Here is an 18,662-nt window from a genome sequence, read left to right on the forward strand (position 1 = left end):
GCGTCTCCTTTAATGGCCCAGATAGACTTCGACGACCTTGGGGTCGTTCTTCACCTTCTCCATGGTGCCCTCGGAGAGGATTTGCCCCTGGTGAAGCACGGTGACCTTGTGCGCGATGTCCTCGACGAATTTCATGTCGTGCTCGATCACCAGCACCGAGCGGTTCTTGATGATGCGGTTGAGCAGCTCGGCGGTCTTGGCGCGCTCGGACACGCTCATGCCCGCGACGGGCTCGTCGAGCATCAGCAAATCCGGATCCTGGATCAGCAGCATGCCGATTTCGAGCCATTGCTTCTGGCCGTGGCTGAGCAGATCGGCGTTCACGTTGAGCCGGTCCTTCAGGAAGATCATTTCGGCGACTTCGTGCACCCGGTCGCGCACGGCGGCGTCGCGGGTGAAGGTCAATGCGCCGAACACCGAACGGCCGCGCGGATAGGATATCTCCAGATTCTCGAACACCGTGAGGTCGTCGTAGATCGACGGGTTCTGGAATTTGCGGCCGACGCCCGTCTTGACGATCTCGTTTTCCTTCATCCGCGTCAGCTCCTTGCCACGGAACTGGATCGAGCCCGACGTTGCTTTGGTCTTGCCGCAGATCAGGTCGAGCACGGTGGTCTTGCCGGCGCCGTTGGGACCGATGATGACGCGGATCTCGTTCTCGTCGACGTAGAACGAGAGATCGTTGACCGCCTTGAACCCGTCGAACGACACGGTCAGTGCTTCGACGGCGAGCAGGAATTCCTTGGGCTGATGACCGACGAGCATGATGATCTCCTCACTCCGCAGGGGCGCCGTCGGCGACCGAGCTGTCGGTCCACCCTTCGGGTTTCGGTTTGCGCGACGAGATCAGGCGATCGATGCGGGGCTGGACGTAGTCGCCCCAGATCCCGGCGAGACCGTTCGGGAAGGCCAGGACCACGGCGATGAACAGTCCGCCGAGGCCAAACAGCCACAATTCGGGAAAGGTTTCCGACAGGCTGGTCTTGGCGAAGTTGACCAGCAGCGTGCCGTAGACCGCGCCGAGGATCGAGAGCCGGCCGCCGACCGCCGTGTAGATCACCATTTCGATCGACGGCACGATGCCGACGAAGGACGGCGACATGAAGCCGACATTGAGCGCGAACATGGCGCCGCCGATCGCGGCGAACACGGCGGCAATGCAGAACGCGAAGATCTTGAAATTCGCGACGCTGTAGCCGGAGAAGCGGACCCGGTCCTCCTTCTCGCGCATCGCGACCAGGATACGCCCGAGCTTGGAGTGCCGGACGAACTGCGCGATCATGATGCAGGCGAACAGCAGTCCGACTTCAAAGAAGTACAGCACGATCTTGGCGTGGTCGGGCCGGATGTCCCAGCCCTTCAACGTCCGCAGATCGGTCATGCCGTTGATGCCGCCGGTGTAGCCCTGTTGTCCCACGATCAGGATCGTGAGGATGGCCGCGACCGCCTGGGTGATGATGGCGAAGTAGGTGCCGCCGACCCGGCGCTTGAACATCGCGGTGCCGATGATGAGAGCGAAGATGCCGGGCACGAGAATGATGGCCGCGATCGTGAAGGTGAGGCTGCTGAATGGCTTCCAGAACAGCGGCAGCGCGGTGATCTGATTCCAATCCATGAAATCGGGGATACCCGGCGTCGACTGGATCTTGGTGTTCTCCACGCTCGACGCCTCGAGCTTGAGGAACATCGCCATGCAGTAGCCGCCGAGCCCGAAGAACACGCCCTGACCGAGGCTGAGAATGCCGCCATAGCCCCAGCAGATCACCAGCCCCAGCGCGACGAAGGCATAGGTCAGGTATTTCGCGACCAGATTGAGCCTGAAGACGTCGAGCGTGAGCGGCAGGACCACCACCAGGAAGACCGCGAGCACCAGAATTCCGATGAACTCCGATCGATTGAAGAAACGATTGTCGGTCATTGCATCAGCCCCAGTTTCTCACTTGCGGACCTTGAGGGCGAACAGCCCTTGCGGCCGCAGCATCAGGATTCCGACAACGGCGAGCAGCGTCAGCACTTTCGCCATCGAGCCCGACATGAAGAACTCGAGGGTTGATTGCGTCTGCGAGATCGAGAAGGCCGAGGCGATGGTGCCTATCAAACTGGCGGCGCCGCCGAACACGACCACCAGGAACGTATCGACGATGTAGAGCTGTCCGGAGGTTGGCCCGGTCGAGCCGATCATCGTAAAGGCGCTGCCGGCGACACCGGCGATGCCGCAACCGAGACCGAAGGTGTAGCGATCGACCTTTTCGGTGTTGATGCCGACGGCTCCGGCCATGATGCGGTTCTGCACGACGGCGCGGACCTGGCGGCCCCAGCGCGACTTGTACATGACATAGGCGACGCAGATGGTGATCAGCACAGTGAGGCACATCACGAAGACGCCGTTGATCGGCACCTCGATGCTGTCGGTAACGTGCAGCGAGCCGAGCATCCATTGCGGCAACTCGACGCCGACCTCGCGCGCGCCGAACACGGAACGATAGGCCTGCTGCAGCATCAGGCTGAGGCCCCAGGTCGCCAGCAGCGTGTCGAGCGGGCGCTTGTAGAGATGCCGTATCAGCACCCATTCCACCAGCATTCCCAGCGCACCGGATGCGACGAAGGCCAGGATCATCGCCAGGAAGAAATAGCCGCTGAACAGGCTTGGCAGATAGGCTTGGAAGAAATTCGAGGTCATCCAGGTGACGTAGGCCCCGAGGATCATGAACTCGCCGTGAGCCATGTTGATGACGCCCATCTGGCCGAAGATGATCGCAAGCCCAAGCGCCATCAGGACGTAGACTGAGAACAGGATCAGTCCTGCAAACCCCTGCATGACGAAGATGGAGCCAAGATCACCAAGCGAATAGTCGCCGAACATCGATGTCCTCCGTCAGGGATAAGGTCCCGCGTCGCGAGCAGGTTCGCGACGCGGGGGTCTTGGGCGTGGATTTGCGGTCCACGCCAGGGAGAGGCTTGGGAGAAAGCGCGACTGATGCCGCGACTTACTGATAGCCCTTGGGGAACGGATCCGGCTCGACGAGATCGGCAGTCTCGTAGATCAGCTCGAACTGGCCATCGAGCTTGGCGCGTCCCACCCGGGTCTTCGACCAGAGGTGATGGTTTTCGTGGATGCGGACATAGCCTTCCGGCGCACCCTTGAACTCGACGCCGGGCGATGCCGCCGCGATCTTGTCGACGTCGAACGAGCCCGCCTTCTCCACCGTCAACTTCCACAGCCACGGGCCGAGATAGGCAGCCTGGGTGACGTCTCCGATCACGGTCTTCTCGCCCCACATCTTCTTGAACGCGGGCACGAACGTCTTGTTGTTGGGATTATCGAGCGACTGGAAGTACTTCATGCAGGCATAGGCGCCCGCGATGTTCTCGCCGCCGATACCGTCGATCTCGTCTTCGGTCACCGAGATGGTGAGCAGCGCCTGCTTGGAAAGGTCGATGCCGGCGGCCTTGAGCTGCTTGTAGAACGCGACGTTCGAGCCGCCGACGACGTCGGTGAAGATCACGTCGGGCTTGGTCAGCTTGATCTTGTTGATGACCGAGTTGAACTGGGTGTTGCCGAGCGGATAATACTCCTCGCCGACGACCTTGCCCTTCAGTACGTTCTCGACGTGCTTGCGCGCGATCTTGTTCGAGGTGCGCGGCCAGATGTAGTCGGAGCCGATGAAGAAGAACGACTTGGCGCCCTTTTCCTTGGCGATCCAGTTCAGGCCGGCGAGAATCTGCTGGGTCGCTTCCTGGCCGGTGTAGATCACGTTCTTGGACTGCTCGAGGCCTTCATAGAAGGTCGGGTAGTAGAGCATGCCGTTGTACTGCTCCATAACCGGCAGCACGGCCTTGCGGGATGCCGAGGTCCAGCAACCCATGATCGCCGCGACCTTGTCGTTGACGAGCAGCTTTTTGGCCTTCTCCGCAAAGGTCGGCCAATCGCTGGCGCCGTCTTCCTGGATGAACTTGATCTTGCGCCCGAGCACGCCGCCCATGGCATTGATCTGCTCGATGGCGAGCTTTTCGGCCTCGATCGAGCCGGTCTCGGAGATGGCCATGGTGCCGGTCGCCGAGTGCAGGATGCCGACCGTCACCTCGGTGTCGGTGACTGCCAGGCCCGTCGTGTTGACCGCCGAGGTCGCCGGAGCCTGCGCGAAAGACGCCCGCGGCAGCATCGTGATGGCCGGCACGGCGGCCATTCCCATCAATAGTTTGCGCCGGAGCGGCGACAACAGGCCCTTGTTTGCTTCGTCTGACATGAGCACCCCACTTTTGTTCGAGGACACGCGATTGGTGCCGTGAGGATGGCTCGAATTTGTGCAGCGCAAGCATACGCAAGATCGCGTATACTGCACCGCAAAATACCGACGTAGGCTTCTGGTACGGAATTTGCGAGGGCTCTGGACGTATCGGGAGTGGGGTAACGAGTGGCAGGGCGGCAGCGAATAGACCGCGTCAGGCGCCAGTACAACCAGTGGGTCGCCAACCAGACGCTGGAAGACTACGCGCTGCGCTTCACCGCCAAGAGCGCGCGCCGCTGGTCTGCCGCCCGTGTCGCCAACACTGCACTCGGCGCCATCTCCTTCCTGGCGCTGGAAGCGATCGGCGGCACCATCACGCTGAACTACGGCGTCACCAACGCCAGCGCCGCGATCCTCGTCGTCTCCATCATCATCTTCTTCTGCGGCGTGCCGATTGCCTATTACGCAGCCAAATGCGGCATCGACATTGACCTGCTCACCCGCGGCGCCGGCTTCGGCTATATCGGCTCGACCGTCACCTCGCTGATCTACGCCTCCTTCACCTTCATCTTCTTCGCCATCGAGGCGGTGATCCTGGCAACGGCGCTGGAGATGTGCTTCGGCATTCCGCGCCCGATCGGCTACCTCATCAGCGCAGTGGCGATCATTCCGCTCGTGACCTACGGCATCACGCTGATCAGCCGCTTCCAGCTCTGGACGCAGCCGATCTGGATCATCCTGCACATCCTGCCCTTTGCCGCGATCGCCTGGGCCAACCCCTACTCGTTCACGGAGTGGCGCAAGTTCGCCGGCGAGCATGGCGACGCGAGCGGACATTTCGATCTGCTGCTGTTCGGTGTCGCATCCTCCGTGGTGTTCTCGCTGGTGGCGCAGATCGGCGAGCAGGTCGACTTCCTCCGGTTTCTGCCGCGCGACCGCCGCACGTCGCGAACGTCGTGGTGGATCGCCCTGCTGATCGCGGGCCCGGGCTGGATCATCTTCGGCGCACTGAAATTGTTGCTGGGCTCCTTTCTCGCCTTCTTTGCGCTGAGCCATGGCCTCTCGGGCGAGCTGGCCGCCGAACCCGCGCACATGTATCTCGAAGCGTTTCGCTACGTGCTGTCGCAGCCGGATCTGGCGCTGGCGCTCACCGGCATGTTCGTGATCCTGTCGCAGCTCAAGATCAACGTCACCAATGCCTATGCCGGCTCGATCGCCTGGTCGAACTTCTTCTCGCGTCTGACGCACAGCCACCCCGGCCGGGTGGTCTGGCTGGTGTTCAACGTGATGGTGGCGCTGCTGTTGATGGAGATCGGCGTCTACAAGGCGCTGGAGCAGACGCTGGCGCTCTATTCCAACGTCGCGATCGCCTGGGTCGGCGCGCTCGTCGCCGATCTCGTCGTCAACAAGCCGCTTGGCCTGCGTCCGCCGCAGATGGAGTTCAAGCGCGCCCATCTCTACGACATCAATCCGGTCGGTGTCGGCGCCATGACGATCGCGACCATCGTCTCGATCGCGGCGTTCTACGGCCTGTTCGGCCCGACCATGAAGGCGCTCGCCGCCTTCGTCGCGCTGACGGTTGCCTTCGTCACCGCGCCGGTCATCGCCTGGCTCACCGACGGAAAATACTACATCGCGCGCAAGCCGAAGCGGAGCTGGGCCAATATCGAGTCGATCCAGTGCTGTATCTGCGAGCACAGTTTCGAGCCGGAGGACATGACGTCCTGCCCCGCTTACGCCGGCCCGATCTGCTCGCTGTGCTGCTCGCTCGATGCACGCTGCCACGACCTGTGCAAGCCGCATGCGCGGGCGCAGGTGCAGTTCGCCGACGCGCTCGGCAAGATTCTTCCCGAACCGATCTACCGGCGGATCAACTCGCAGTTCGGCCACTATATCGGCGTCTTCGTGGTCTCCGCCGGCCTCGTCGCGCTGGTGCTGGGACTGATCTATCTTCAGACCTCGGCGAGCGTGCCCGGCGAGAACTTGCTCGTCTCGAACGTGCTCTGGAAGGTGTTCTTCTCGCTCAGCATCATCATCGGCGTGGTGGCCTGGCTGTTCGTGCTGGCGCAGCAGAGCCGCCGCGCCGCCGAGGCCGAGACGCGGCGGCAGACGACGCTGTTGATCCAGGAGATCGACGCGCACAAGCGCACCGACGCCGAGCTTCAGCGCGCCAAGGAGGTCGCCGAATCCGCCAACCTCGCCAAGAGCCGCTACGTGGTCGGGCTGAGCCACGAGCTGCGCTCGCCGCTGAACGCGATCAGCGGCTATGCCCAGCTCCTGGAGCAGGACGCGACGCTCAACACCAAGCCGCGCGACCAGGTCCGCGTGGTTCGCCGCAGCGCCGATCACCTCTCCGGCCTGATCGACGGCATTCTGGATATCTCCAAGATCGAGGCGGGGCGGCTGTATCTGTCGCGCGACGAAGTGCGCCTGAGCGAATTCCTCGACCAGCTCGTCGGCATGTTCCGTCTCCAGGCGGCCGCCAAGGGCATCGACTTCGTGTTCAGGCGGCCCGCGCATTTGCCGGTCGTGGTCTACGCCGACGAAAAGCGGCTGCGCCAGGTGCTGATCAACCTGCTCTCCAACGCGATCAAGTTCACCCAGACCGGCAGCGTGCAGTTCGTCGTGCACTATCGCAGCCCCGTTGCCGAGTTCGAAGTGATCGACACCGGCCCCGGCATCCAGGGCGACGACCTCGAACGCATCTTTGCGCCCTTCGAGCGTGGCGCGCTCGGCGTCTCGCAGCCGCAGACCGGCACCGGGCTGGGCCTGACCATCAGCCGGCTGCTCGCCGGCGTCATGGGCGGCGACATCAAGGTCTTGAGCACGGTTGGCGCCGGGAGCACCTTCAAGGTCAAGCTCCTGCTGTCGGAAGTCGCCAATCCGCTGCGCATCGCGCCGGTGGAGGCGCCGGTCTCCGGCTATCGCGGCGCACGCAAGACCATCCTCATCACCGACGACGACCCCGTGCATCGCGACCTCCTGCGCGAGGTGCTGGCGCCGCTCGGCTTCATCCTGCTCAGCGCACCCGATGGGCCAGGATGCCTCGCGCTGGCGCAGCATTGCCGGCCCGACCTGTTCCTGCTCGACATCTCGATGCCCGCCATGGACGGTTGGGCCGTCGCGGAGGCCTTGCGCACGGGCGGCCATCACCAGGCGCGCATCCTGATGGTGTCGGCGAGCGCGCTGGAGGCTCACGGCACGCCGCTGGCGCAGCCCTTCCACGACGGCTATTTGATGAAGCCGATCGACATCCCGCGGCTGCTGGAGACGATCCGTCAGCTCCTGAAGATCGAATGGCAGTACGGCGCGGACCAGATCGCGGTGCCGTTCTGGCGGCTCGAGAGCGGATCAAGGCCACCGGTGCGGCACATCGAGGCGCTGATGGGGCTGGGCCAGATCGGCTACGTCAAGGGCATCCAGTTGAAGCTGGACGAGATCGGCAGCGAGCACCCCGAGCATGCCGACTTCGTCGCGGAAATGCGGTCGCTGGTCGACCGCTTCGATCTCGACCGGTACATGGCCACATTGAAGACGTTGCATGCGCATGAGCATTGAGTCGAGGAAGCGCGATGTCGCGCTCGTTGTCGATGACTCCCCGGAGACGCTGCGGCTGCTCACCGACGCGCTCGACGGCGCCGGGATGACGGTGATGGTGGCGCTCGACGGCGCGGCCGCGATGCGCATCGTCGACCAGATCACCCCCGACATCGTGCTGCTGGACGCCGTGATGCCCGGCATGGACGGATTCGAGACCTGCCGCCGGCTCAAGCGCGACGCGGGCGTTGCCAACGTGCCCGTGATCTTCATGACGGGCCTTGCAGAGACCGAGCACATCGTGCGCGGGCTGGAGGCCGGCGGCGTCGACTACGTGACAAAACCGATTGTGATCGAGGAGATGCTGGCGCGCATCCGCGTCCATCTCGGCAATGCCCGCCTGACCCAGAGCGCGCGTGCCGCGCTCGACGTCTCCGGCCGCTTCCTGTTCGCGGTCAACCGCCAGGGCCACGTGCTCTGGGCCACCCCGCAGGCGCAAAAACTGCTGGCCGATCATCATGGCGCGCAGGCCGACGACTTCGTCCTGCCGCCATCGCTCCTGCAATGGCTGGAGCAGGCGAAGGACAAGGGCAGCTCGAAGTCGCAGGCGGCTCCCCTGCCCGACAATCCGCAACTGCGGCTCTACTACATGGGTGAAACCGCGCCGAACGAGTTCCTGCTGCGGCTATCCAAGGAGTCCGGCACGGCGCTGCCGCCCGAATTCACCAGCGAGCTCGGCCTCACCACCCGCGAGGGCGAAGTGCTGACCTGGCTCAGCAAGGGCAAGACCAACCGCGACATCGCGCAGATTCTGGGCTTGAGCCCGCGCACCGTGGACAAGCACCTAGAGCAGATCTACGCCAAGCTCGGCGTGGAGAACCGGACCGCGGCGGCGGCGATTGCAACGAATGCGACAAGAAGGAATTCGTAGCAGCACTGCAGATGAGTTGGTGCGCCGTTCACCCAACCAACAGTGTCGTCCCGGGGCGCGCAGCGAGCCCGGGACCCATAACCACAGGAAGTGGTTTGGCGAAGACCCGGAGTGACCAGCCAGCCCTATAACCACTGCCTGGGAGTATGGGTCCCGGGCTCGCTTCGCGCCCCGGGACGACCGCCGTGTGCGTGGCGGTCGCTATCGCCCCTTACACAAACAGCTCCCTTACCCGTAAACAAACGCCCCGTCGTCCAGATCCGTCTTCGGGATCTCGTCCTTCTCGGTCCAGTAATCCTGGCTGTGCTGCCATTCCGGCTTGTCGCCGCGCTTGGGGAGCAGGTCCATGTTGCGCATGATGTAGCCGGGATTGAAGTTTTCCGGATCGATCCAGGGCAGGATCGGCATGTTGTGGTCCTCAGGCCGCAGCCTGACTTCGACCTTCTTCGTGCCCTTGGCCTTCATGTGGCCGAGCAGCCGGCAGACGAAATCGGCGACGACGTCGACGCGCAGCGTCCAGCTCGCACGGAAATAGCCGAACACCCAGACCATGTTCGGCACGCCCGTGAACATCATGCCGCGATAGGTCACGGTGTCGCCGAAGGCGAGTGGCTTGCCGTCGATCTCGAAGGCGATGTCACCGAGCGCCGCAAGATTGAAGCCGGTTGCGGTGACGACGACGTCGGCTTCCAGCCGCTTGCCGGACTTGAGCTGGATGCCGTTCTCGACGAAACATTCGATCTCGTCGGTGACGACGGAGGCCTTGCCGCTGGCGATGCCCTTGAACAGATCGGCATCGGGCACGAAGGCGATACGCTGCCGCCACGGCCGGTAGGTCGGCGTGAAATGCGTTTCGACGTCGTAGTCCGGACCGAGAACCGCGCGGATCTGGTCGATCAGATCCTTTTTCACCTGCTCTGGCTTGGCAATGCAGAGCTTTGTGAAAGCATCCTGCTCGAACAATATTTTGCGGCGGACGATCTCGTGGATCCACTCCTCGTCGACCTGAAGCCGGCGCAGCTCCTCGGCGATCTCGATCGCGTTGCGGCCGAGCCGGAAATAGGTCGGCGAGCGCTGCAGCATGGTGACATGCGCGCAGGCGTCGGCGATGTTCGGCACCAGCGTCGCCGCGGTCGCGCCCGAGCCGATCACGACGACCTTCTTGTTCGCGAGGTCGATATCGTCGGGCCAGCTCTGCGGATGGACGATGCGGCCCTTGAAGCGGTCCATGCCCTTCCATTCCGGCGTGTAGCCTTCGGAATGGCGATAATAGCCCTGGCACATCCAGAGGAAGTTGGCGGTGAACGTTTTCGCCTCGCCGGTGTCGGTCGTCGTCGCCTCGATGGTCCAGAGATTTTGCTCGCTCGACCAGCTCGCGGAATTGATCTGGTGCTTGTAGCGGATGTGCGGGGCGATATCGTTGTCTTCGATCACCTCGTTCATGTAGGTGAGGATTTCCTCGGCGGTCGCGATCGGCGGGCCGACCCAGGGCTTGAAGCTATAACCGAAGGTATGGAGATCGCTGTCCGAGCGAATGCCGGGATAGCGATGCGTGCTCCAGGTGCCGCCGAACGTCGCCTGCGTTTCCAGGATGACGTAGCTCGTGCCGGGAAGCTGCTTTTCGATGTGATAGGCGCTGCCGATGCCGGAGATGCCGGCACCGACGATCAGCACGTCGAAATGTTCAGAGGCCTGCTTGGTTGTGGCGTGACTGCGGACAGCGACATTCATTGTTGCTTCTATGCCTTGCTTGTTTTTGTGGCCGCCCTTGACCGGACGGCGCGTTTCCTCCGCGACGGGCATGGTCGCCCATCGCGCTTCCACTTCAAAATGACACAGATCAATTCGCGGTCAAACTATAACGCCGCACCCCAGCTCCGCGCGGTCTGCAAAATCCAGTCGCGATAGAGCGTGAGCGGCGTGACGCCGGTCAATCCGCCGCAGCCGGCGGCGCCGTTCGGCCCCGTGGACCAGCTGATGACGCCGACAAGCACCGGGCCGTTCGGCTTGTCCTCGAACACCGGACCGCCGGAATCGCCGGTGCAGGCGCCAATTCCGTCGCGAACACCGTTGGTTACGGGATCGACCAGCCGGATCTGGAACGTGCCGGGCTGGCCCGTGGCCACGAGCCCGGCAACGCGCGTCCCGCCGCCGCTCTTGCCGTCGCCACGCACGGTGACGCCGATACCGGCGATGACGAAGCGGCTGCCGACCTGGATTGGAATGGTCGGCGCACCGACCGACACCGTCGATTTTCCCTTGAGTGGAATTTCCAGTTGCAACAATGCCACGTCCGCGGTGGCGCGGTGCGCCTGCATTGCCTGCATGTTGAAGTTCGGATGGATCGCGACGGTGCGCACGTTCAGCAATTGCGGCGCACCGTCAGCGCCGCGATCGACGATCTTGTAGTCCGCGCCGGGCTGCACGCAGTGGGCAACCGTCAGCACGACCTTCGGAGCGATCAGGCTGCCGGTGCAGAAATTGCCACGCGAGCCGACGATGGTGACGACCGCGCGCGCGACACCATCGGCCTGCGGCGTGCCGCCGCCGACGATGGCGTGTGCGGGCGTGGCGAGCAGCAGCGCGGCTGCGATGAGGGTTGCAAGCTTCTTCATGGGAACACGCTTTGGCGTCAGCATCGGTGACGGCGGGATTGCTTCGGACTGGCCCTTGCCGATAGCGCATGCTAGCGCTCTTGGAAAGGAATTGACGAGGGCGGGATCTTGACGATCGAGGCTGTGATCTTTGATTTTGGCGGCGTGCTGACGAGCTCGCCGTTCGAGGCGTTCGCACGGTACGAGACCGAGCGCGGCCTGCCCGTCGACATCATCCGGCGCACCAACGCCGCCAATCATCTGGAAAACGCCTGGGCCAAGTTCGAGCGAGCCGAGGTCGATATCGACACCTTCGACAAGCTTTTCGCCGAGGAATCGCGCGCGCTCGGCGCGGAGGTGCGCGGCCGCGACGTGCTGCCGCTGCTTCAGGGCGATCTGCGTCCCGAGATGGTCGAGGCTCTCAAGCGCATCAAGGCGCAATTCAAAACCGGTTGTATCACCAACAATCTGCCTGCCAACGCGATCGGCAGCATGACCGGGCGCTCACTCTACATCGCCGAGGTGATGGTTCTGTTCGACCACGTCATCGAATCCGCCAAGATCGGCCTGCGCAAGCCCGACCCGCGCATCTACAGGATGATGGTCGAGACGCTGAGGGTCGACCCGAAGAATTGCGTTTATCTCGACGATCTCGGCGTCAATCTGAAACCCGCGCGTGAGATGGGCATGACGACGATCAAGGTGACCGGCGGGACCCAGGCGATTGCCGAGCTCGAGGCGGCGACGGGGCTGAAGCTGAGCTAGTTTAGCCTGTCATTGCGAGGAGCGAAGCGACGAAGCAATCCAGAGTCTTTCCGCGCAGGGATTCTGGATTGCTTCGCTGCGCTCGCAATGACGCCGTAGAGCCATCTCGCCTGGCAGACTGACTACTCCGCCGCGGCGGCGATCCGCCCCGGAAAGGCGGCCGCCAGCGATGCTCTATCCGGCTTCAGCACGCCGCGCTCCGTGATGAGACCAGTGACCAACCGCGCCGGCGTCACGTCGAACGCGTAATTCGCGACCGGCGAGCCCTCCGGCACGATGCGCACCGTCTCCAGCCGGCCGTCCGCGGTGCGGCCGGTCATGTCGGTCACCTCCGTGCCGCTGCGCTGCTCGATCGGAATGTCGCGGATGCCGTCATCGACGGCGAAATCGATCGTCGGCGACGGCAGCGCGACATAGAACGGCACGCCGTTGTCGTGCGCGGCAAGCGCCTTCAGATATGTGCCGATCTTGTTGCAGACATCACCATTGGCGGCGACGCGATCGGTGCCGACGATGGCGAGGTCGACCATGCCGTGCTGCATCAGATGTCCGCCGGTGTTGTCGGGGATGACCGTGTGCGGCACGCCGTGATGGCCGAGCTCCCAGGCGGTGAGCGAGGCGCCCTGGTTGCGCGGACGGGTCTCGTCGACCCAGACATGGACCTTGATGCCGCGCTCATGCGCCAGATAGATCGGCGCCGTTGCGGTGCCCCAATCGACGGTGGCGAGCCAGCCCGCATTGCAATGGGTCAGCACATTGACCGTCTCGCCCGGCTTCTTCTTTGCGACGATCGCCTCGATCAGCTTCAGCCCGTTGCCGGCGATGCCGCGGTTGATCTCGACGTCCTGCTCGACGATCTCGTCGGCGCGCGCGTAGGCCGCCTCCGCCCGCCCGACCGGATCGACCGGCGCGAGCGCCGTGCGCATCTCGTCTAGCGCCCATTTCAGATTGATCGCGGTCGGCCGCGCCACGACCAGCGTGTCATAGGCGTGCTTGAGGCCGGCGTCAGATGAATCCTCGCGCATGGCAAGCGCCATGCCGTAGGCCGCGGTTGCACCGATCAGCGGTGCGCCGCGCACCAGCATGTCGCGGATCGCGACCGCAGCGTCTTCGCATGAAGTCAGCTTCGCGACGACGAACTCATGCGGCAGCCGGCGCTGGTCGATCGCGCCGACCGACCAGCCATCGCGCTCGCGCCAGATGCTGCGGAAATGCTTGCCGTCAACCTTCATGGCATTCTGCCTTTCGTATCACGCCCGCAGGATGCGCCCGGCCACCGCATCGAGCTTCTTCAAGAGCTCGGGATCGCGCGCCTCGGGCGCCGTGATCAACGCGGTGTCGAGCGCGCGGTCCGAACCGATCGGGCACGGCTCGTGCTCGCGCGGAAAATCCGTCGCGAGCCGCGCCACCAGCGCCTTCGCCTTGTCGGCGTTCGAGGTCAGCACGCGGATGATGTCCTGGACGGTGACGGCGTCGTGGTCGGGATGCCAGCAGTCGAAATCCGTCACCATCGCGACCGTGGCGTAGCAGATCTCCGCCTCACGCGCGAGCTTCGCCTCGGGCATGTTGGTCATGCCGATCACGGAATAGCCCGATGTCTTATAGGTCATGCTTTCCGCATAGGTGGAGAATTGCGGCCCCTCCATGCAGACATAGGTGCCGCCGCGCGCAAACGCGATGCCCTCGGCTTCAGCTGCCGCCGCAAGATGGATGCGCAGGCGCGGCGAGACCGGATGCGCCATCGACACATGCGCGACACAGCCCCGACCGAAGAACGAGCTCTCGCGCTTGTGGGTGCGATCGACGAACTGGTCGACGAGAACGAAGGTGCCGGGTGGCAGCTCCTCCCTGAACGAGCCGCAGGCCGAGAGCGAGATCAGGTCGGTAACGCCGGCCCGCTTCAGAACATCGATGTTGGCGCGATAGTTGATGTCGGAGGGCGACAGCCGGTGACCCTTGTCGTGCCGCGGCAGGAACACGATCGGCAGGCCGGCAATCGAGCCGCGCCGCAGAGGGGCCGACGGCTCGCCCCAGGGGCTCTTGATCACTTCTTCGCGCGCACCCTCGAGACCCGGCAGATCGTAGATGCCGGAGCCACCAATGATGCCCAATACCGCCTGCGTCATGCCTGCTCCACCCTGTCAGCTATGTGCGACATGGTTAAGCTATGCCAGTTTTGCGGCGATTTTGAAACGGGGGTGGTGGGGCGATGCCGGTGCTGTGAGGGGCGTGGAGTGCTCGCCTCACACTCGATGTCGTCCCCGCGAAAGCAGGGACCCATAGCCACAGGGCGCAGTTTGGCGAGGATTCGTCGTTCTGTACTGCGACCCTCAACGATCGATAGATTCCGCGGTATGGGTCCCTGCGTTCGCAGGGACGACCCGGGGAGAGATAGGTAGGTCTAATTAAGCCGCCGCGGCCAGCTGCAGCTGGGTCGCGACCATCCGCTCCAGCGTCTCGACCGACTGGAAGTTCTCGGGCGTGATCTCGGACTGCGGGATGGTGAAGTCGAACTCGGCTTCGACGCCGAGCATCAGATTGACCATGTCCATCGAGGTCAGGCCCGCATCGACGAGCTTCGCCTGGGGCGTGATGTCCGCGGTGAGCGCGTTCTGCTCGAGGATGCCCTTCACCAGCTTGATGATGCGATCGCGCACGTCGGTATCGAAGGCCTGCATCGGTAAATTCCCATCTGTCTATTCAACGGTCGGACCGGTTGCCGGCTACGATGGGCGCGACGGGCCGATCCCACAATGGGCGCCACCATTACTTCGCCTTTCTTAGTAAACGATGACTCAGATTGTCTGGAATTCCGGGTTCTTCCAGATCCCTAACGCGATCGCGGAATTGTCGGCGATGCAAACAACCCGAACTTAACTGTTCGTTCGGAATTTGGCTTTGTTTACCCTCTATTTCATCGACGAATTTGAATTAAATCCGTAGCCTCGTCTCACAAGCAAAATGGTCGGAGGATCGCTTGCACGGCATCGCGAATGGTGCCGGCGATCCTGAACGGCAAACCGGAGGCGGACGAGTATGAACGTGCGTGAAGCAGTCCTCACTGTCGACGAAACGCAAACGAGCTTTCTCGAACACGGCCCCTCCCTCATCGAACGCGCTACCCGGACAGCCGCTGCGGCGGCTGCCGATGCGGACGAGGTCGATCGCGGCGCCCGCTTCCCCCACAAGGCTTTCGAGGTCGCGCGTGAGCAGAAACTGCTCGGCGTCATGATCCCGGTCGAATTCGGCGGCTTCGGTGCCTCGATCTACGACGTCACCGATATCTGCTACACGCTCGGACGTGCCTGCGCCTCGACCGCGATGATCTATGCGATGCACACGACCAAGGTCGCCTGTGTCATCAGGCACGGCCACGGCATCCCCTGGATGGAAACGATGATGCGCCGGGTCGCGCGCGACCAGTGGCTGCTCGCCTCCTCCACCACCGAAGGCCAGAACGGCGGCAACATTCGCGCCAGCGCTGCGGCAGTCGACCACGCCGGCGACGCAGTCTCGCTGGTGCGCGACGCCACCGTGATCTCCTACGGTGCGGAGGCCGACGGCCTCGTCACCATCGCCCGCCGCGCCACTGAGGCCGCCGCCTCCGACCAGGTTCTGCTGGCGCTCGCCAAGGACGATTATTCGCTGAAGCAGACGCAGGGCTGGGAGACGCTCGGCATGCGCGGCACCTGCTCGACCGGCTTCGAGCTGAAGGTCGATTGCCCGGCCGACCGCATCTTCCCGGAATCCTATGACAAGATCCATGCCCAGACCATGACGCCGTTCGCGCATCTGTGCTGGTCCTCGGCCTGGGCCGGCATCGCCGCCGCGGCCGTGACCCGCGCGCAGGCTTTCGTTCGCAAGGCGGCCCGCACCTCGGGCGGCCAGATGCCGCCGGCCGCGGCGCATTTCACGGCCGCGAAGATGTCGCTGGCCAAGCTGCGCGCGCTGATCGCAGCCAATGTCGACACCTTTGCCCGCGCCGAGCATGACGAGCGCGCGCTGAGCTCGCTCGATTTCCAGTCTTCGATCACGCTGTTGAAGGTGCAGGCCTCCGAGCTCGCGGTCGAGACCGTGATGCATGCGATGCGCACCGCGGGCCTTTCCGGCTACCGCAACGATGGCGAGTTCACCATGGGCCGCCACCTGCGCGACGTGCTGTCCTCACCGATCATGATCAACAACGACCGCATTCTCGCCAACGCCGCCACGTCGACGCTGATGAGCGGCATTCCGGCAAGCCTTCGGGACTAGAAAGCCTTCGCGACTGACGTGCCTTTCGGCCAAAAAGAACAATTTCAGATAGCAGGAAGTCGAACATGAACATTGCTGTTCTCCCCAACTCGCCCGAGACCGCGCCGCAAATCGCAGATCCGCTCGATCATCTCGCCGACAAGCTGTTCCACCCCATGGGCTCGGACGGCGTCTACGCCCGCACCGCGCTCTATGAGGGTATCGTCGAGCGTCTCGCCGCCCTGATCACGAGCCATCGCGAGGCCGGCACCGAGGTCATGCGCTTTCCGCCGGTGATGAGCCGGGCCCAGCTCGAGAAATCCGGCTATCTCAAGAGCTTTCCGAACCTGCTCGGCTGCGTCTGCGGCCTGCACGGCACCGAACGCGAGATCAACGCGGCGGTGAGCCGCTTCGATGCCGGCGGCGACTGGACTTCATCGCTCTCGCCGGCCGACCTCGTGCTGTCGCCCGCCGCGTGCTACCCGGTTTATCCGATCGCGGCGAGCCGCGGACCTTTGCCGAAGGGCGGCCTGCGCTTCGACGTCGCCGCCGACTGCTTCCGCCGCGAGCCGTCGAAACATCTCGACCGGCTGCAATCGTTCCGGATGCGCGAATATGTCTGCATCGGCAGCCCCGACGACGTCGCCGATTTCCGCGAGCGCTGGATGGTGCGCGCGCAGGCGATTGCCCGCGACCTCGGCCTGGCCTTCCGCGTCGACTATGCCAGCGACCCCTTCTTCGGCCGCGTCGGCCAGATCAAGGCGGTGAGCCAGAAGCAGCAGCAGCTCAAATTCGAGCTCCTGATCCCGCTCCGCTCGGAGGATCAGCCGACCGCCTGCATGAGCTTCAACTATCACCGCGAGCATTTTGGCACGACCTGGGGCATCCAGGACGCCAATGGCGAACCGGCCCATACCGGCTGCGTCGCCTTCGGCATGGACCGCCTGGCCGTCGCCATGTTCCACACCCACGGCACCGATCTCGCCGCCTGGCCCGCCAAGGTGCGGGAGATCATGGGCATGCAGCCGTTAGCCACGGCCGATGCCCATGGTGAAGGCTGGCGCTAGAGCATGATCCGGAAAAGTGCGGGGCGGTTTTCCGAAAAGATCGTGCCGAAACGATAGAGCGAACGAGGCCTCCCATTTCCACGGGTAAAACGAGCGTGATCCACACCAAGGTCCGATGCCGCGAGATCACCGAGGCCGACGTCGATGCGGTCGCGGACCTGCTGACGCGCGGCTTCGTCGGCCGCTCGCGCAACTACTGGATCCAGGGTCTGCGCCGGCAGGCCTTCCGGCCCGTGCCGGAGGGCTATCCGCGCTTCGGCTACATGCTCGACAATGACGGCGCGCCCGTCGGCGTGCTGCTGCTGATCTACACGGCGCGAAAGCACGGCGAAGAGACCGCCATCCAGTGCAATTTGTCGAGCTGGTATGTCGATCCGGCCTACCGCAACTACGCCCCGCTGCTGACCAAGATCGCGCAGCGGCACAAGGATGTCACCTATCTCAACATCAGCCCGGCGCCGTGGACCTGGCCGATCATCGAGACGCAGGGCTTCCGTGCCTATTGCCACGGCATCTTCTTCTCCGTGCCTGCCCTCGCGCGCCCTCCGCGCTGGAGCAAGATCGAGGTCATCTCGCAGCACGCCAAGGCGATCGAGGGGCTGACCGACGACGAGACGCAGCTCCTCACGCGGCATGCCCGCTACAATTGCCTCAGCCTGGTCTGCCGCACGCCGAAGGGGACGTTCCCCTTCATCCTGCAGCCGGTGCGCATCCGCCGCGGCTTCATCGCACCGCCGGCGATGAAGCTGATCTATTGCCGCAGCGCCGCCGAATACGCCGCCTGCGCAGGCCGCATCGGCCGGCTGCTGCTGCGCCTCGGCAAGATCTCGGTGGCGATCGATTCCAATGGCCCGATTCCCGGCCTCGCCGGCATCTACACCGAGCGGCGCGGGCGCAAGTATTTCAAGGGTCCGCACCGGCCGCAGCTTGGCGACCTCACGGATACGGAACTCGTGCTGTACGGGCCGTAGGGGACACTCGACCCAAACATCCGCTGTCGTCCCTGCGAACGCAGGGGACCCATACCGCGTGATCTGTCGGTAGGGGCGGGTATTGGTACTGCGGGAAGACCCGCTCACTGCCAGTCTTCGCCAAACCTCTTCCTGGGGGTATGGGTCCCTGCGTTCGCAGGGACGACACCTGATTTGTTGCAGGCTCTCGGCCAACTCTGGCTTGCAGGCACTTCCGCATTCGCGCGCTTGGCGCACGCCGCTCCGCATCCCCAGTCACCCTCCGTAAACTACTGCGCTTAAGGGAATTTTCCGGCCTCTTCGTTACGCTCAGTGGCTGAATTACGTTGCGTTAA

The 18,662-nt window shown here is 63.8% G+C and carries 15 protein-coding genes; 6 read left to right on the forward strand and 9 right to left on the reverse strand.

Features of this window, described 5'->3' with window-relative positions:
• Positions 1-9: 9 nt before the first annotated feature.
• From urtD to urtA, 4 genes are all read right to left on the reverse strand, one after another.
• Positions 10-765 (reverse strand): urea ABC transporter ATP-binding protein UrtD, encoded by a 756-nt coding sequence (gene urtD / locus ABIA90_RS29740; protein ID WP_011083791.1) that lies wholly within the window; start codon positions 763-765, stop codon positions 10-12.
• Between the two features lie 10 nt (positions 766-775).
• Positions 776-1,918: an urea ABC transporter permease subunit UrtC gene (gene urtC, locus ABIA90_RS29745; protein ID WP_014491163.1), complete on the reverse strand. Its 1,143-nt coding sequence runs from the start codon at positions 1,916-1,918 to the stop codon at positions 776-778.
• An 18-nt stretch (positions 1,919-1,936) separates the two neighbouring features.
• Positions 1,937-2,863 carry an urea ABC transporter permease subunit UrtB gene (gene urtB / locus ABIA90_RS29750; RefSeq protein WP_354119012.1) on the reverse strand — a complete coding sequence of 309 codons (927 nt, stop codon included), beginning with the start codon at positions 2,861-2,863 and terminating at the stop codon, positions 1,937-1,939.
• Between the two features lie 124 nt (positions 2,864-2,987).
• Entirely contained in the window at positions 2,988-4,247 is a 1,260-nt protein-coding gene (gene urtA / locus ABIA90_RS29755; protein WP_028149118.1) for an urea ABC transporter substrate-binding protein, read from the reverse strand.
• Positions 4,248-4,415: 168 nt separating this feature from the next.
• Between urtA and ABIA90_RS29760 the strand changes: the two genes are divergently transcribed.
• Complete coding sequence (locus ABIA90_RS29760) at positions 4,416-7,787, forward strand: hybrid sensor histidine kinase/response regulator (RefSeq protein WP_354119013.1); 3,372 nt, start codon at positions 4,416-4,418, stop codon at positions 7,785-7,787.
• On the forward strand, positions 7,771-8,697 hold the full coding sequence (locus tag ABIA90_RS29765) for a response regulator (protein WP_354119014.1): 927 nt from the start codon (positions 7,771-7,773) through the stop codon (positions 8,695-8,697). Before ABIA90_RS29760 ends, ABIA90_RS29765 begins: the two co-directional genes overlap by 17 nt.
• Positions 8,698-8,925: 228 nt before the next feature.
• On the opposite strand, the gene ABIA90_RS29770 is transcribed toward ABIA90_RS29765, so the two are convergent.
• Together ABIA90_RS29770 and ABIA90_RS29775 are read right to left on the reverse strand one after the other, a co-directional pair.
• Positions 8,926-10,428, reverse strand: a complete 1,503-nt coding sequence (locus tag ABIA90_RS29770) for a flavin-containing monooxygenase (RefSeq protein WP_354119015.1) — start codon at positions 10,426-10,428, stop codon at positions 8,926-8,928.
• A gap of 125 nt (positions 10,429-10,553) precedes the next feature.
• Complete coding sequence (locus tag ABIA90_RS29775; protein WP_354119016.1) at positions 10,554-11,312, reverse strand: S1 family peptidase; 759 nt, start codon at positions 11,310-11,312, stop codon at positions 10,554-10,556.
• 108 nt (positions 11,313-11,420) lie between these two features.
• On the opposite strand from ABIA90_RS29775, the gene ABIA90_RS29780 reads away from it, so the two are divergent.
• The gene (locus ABIA90_RS29780) at positions 11,421-12,056 is read left to right on the forward strand and encodes an HAD-IA family hydrolase (protein WP_354119017.1); all 636 of its coding nucleotides are present in this window, start codon (positions 11,421-11,423) and stop codon (positions 12,054-12,056) included.
• Positions 12,057-12,178: 122 nt separating this feature from the next.
• On the opposite strand, the gene mtnA is transcribed toward ABIA90_RS29780, so the two are convergent.
• The 3 genes from mtnA to ABIA90_RS29795 form a co-directional block, all read right to left on the reverse strand.
• A complete protein-coding gene (gene mtnA / locus ABIA90_RS29785) occupies positions 12,179-13,288 on the reverse strand; it encodes an S-methyl-5-thioribose-1-phosphate isomerase (RefSeq protein ID WP_354119018.1) in 1,110 nt (369 codons plus the stop codon).
• 18 nt (positions 13,289-13,306) lie between these two features.
• On the reverse strand, positions 13,307-14,182 hold the full coding sequence (locus ABIA90_RS29790; RefSeq protein ID WP_247312978.1) for an S-methyl-5'-thioadenosine phosphorylase: 876 nt from the start codon (positions 14,180-14,182) through the stop codon (positions 13,307-13,309).
• A gap of 279 nt (positions 14,183-14,461) precedes the next feature.
• Positions 14,462-14,734 carry a phosphopantetheine-binding protein gene (locus tag ABIA90_RS29795; protein ID WP_354119019.1) on the reverse strand — a complete coding sequence of 91 codons (273 nt, stop codon included), beginning with the start codon at positions 14,732-14,734 and terminating at the stop codon, positions 14,462-14,464.
• Positions 14,735-15,092: 358 nt separating this feature from the next.
• Here ABIA90_RS29795 and ABIA90_RS29800 point away from each other — a divergent pair, with 358 nt between their 5' ends.
• The 3 genes from ABIA90_RS29800 (at position 15,093) to ABIA90_RS29810 (ending at position 18,327) form a co-directional block, all read left to right on the forward strand.
• A complete protein-coding gene (locus ABIA90_RS29800; RefSeq protein ID WP_085404031.1) occupies positions 15,093-16,310 on the forward strand; it encodes an acyl-CoA dehydrogenase family protein in 1,218 nt (405 codons plus the stop codon).
• Positions 16,311-16,375: 65 nt separating this feature from the next.
• Entirely contained in the window at positions 16,376-17,356 is a 981-nt protein-coding gene (locus tag ABIA90_RS29805) for an amino acid--[acyl-carrier-protein] ligase (RefSeq protein ID WP_354119020.1), read from the forward strand.
• Positions 17,357-17,451: 95 nt separating this feature from the next.
• Positions 17,452-18,327, forward strand: coding sequence for a GNAT family N-acetyltransferase (locus ABIA90_RS29810; protein WP_354119021.1), 876 nt, complete (start codon positions 17,452-17,454; stop codon positions 18,325-18,327).
• Positions 18,328-18,662: the final 335 nt, after the last annotated feature.

The organism is Bradyrhizobium sp. LA6.8, assembly GCF_040547935.1.
Classification (GTDB): Bacteria; Pseudomonadota; Alphaproteobacteria; order Rhizobiales; family Xanthobacteraceae; genus Bradyrhizobium; species Bradyrhizobium barranii.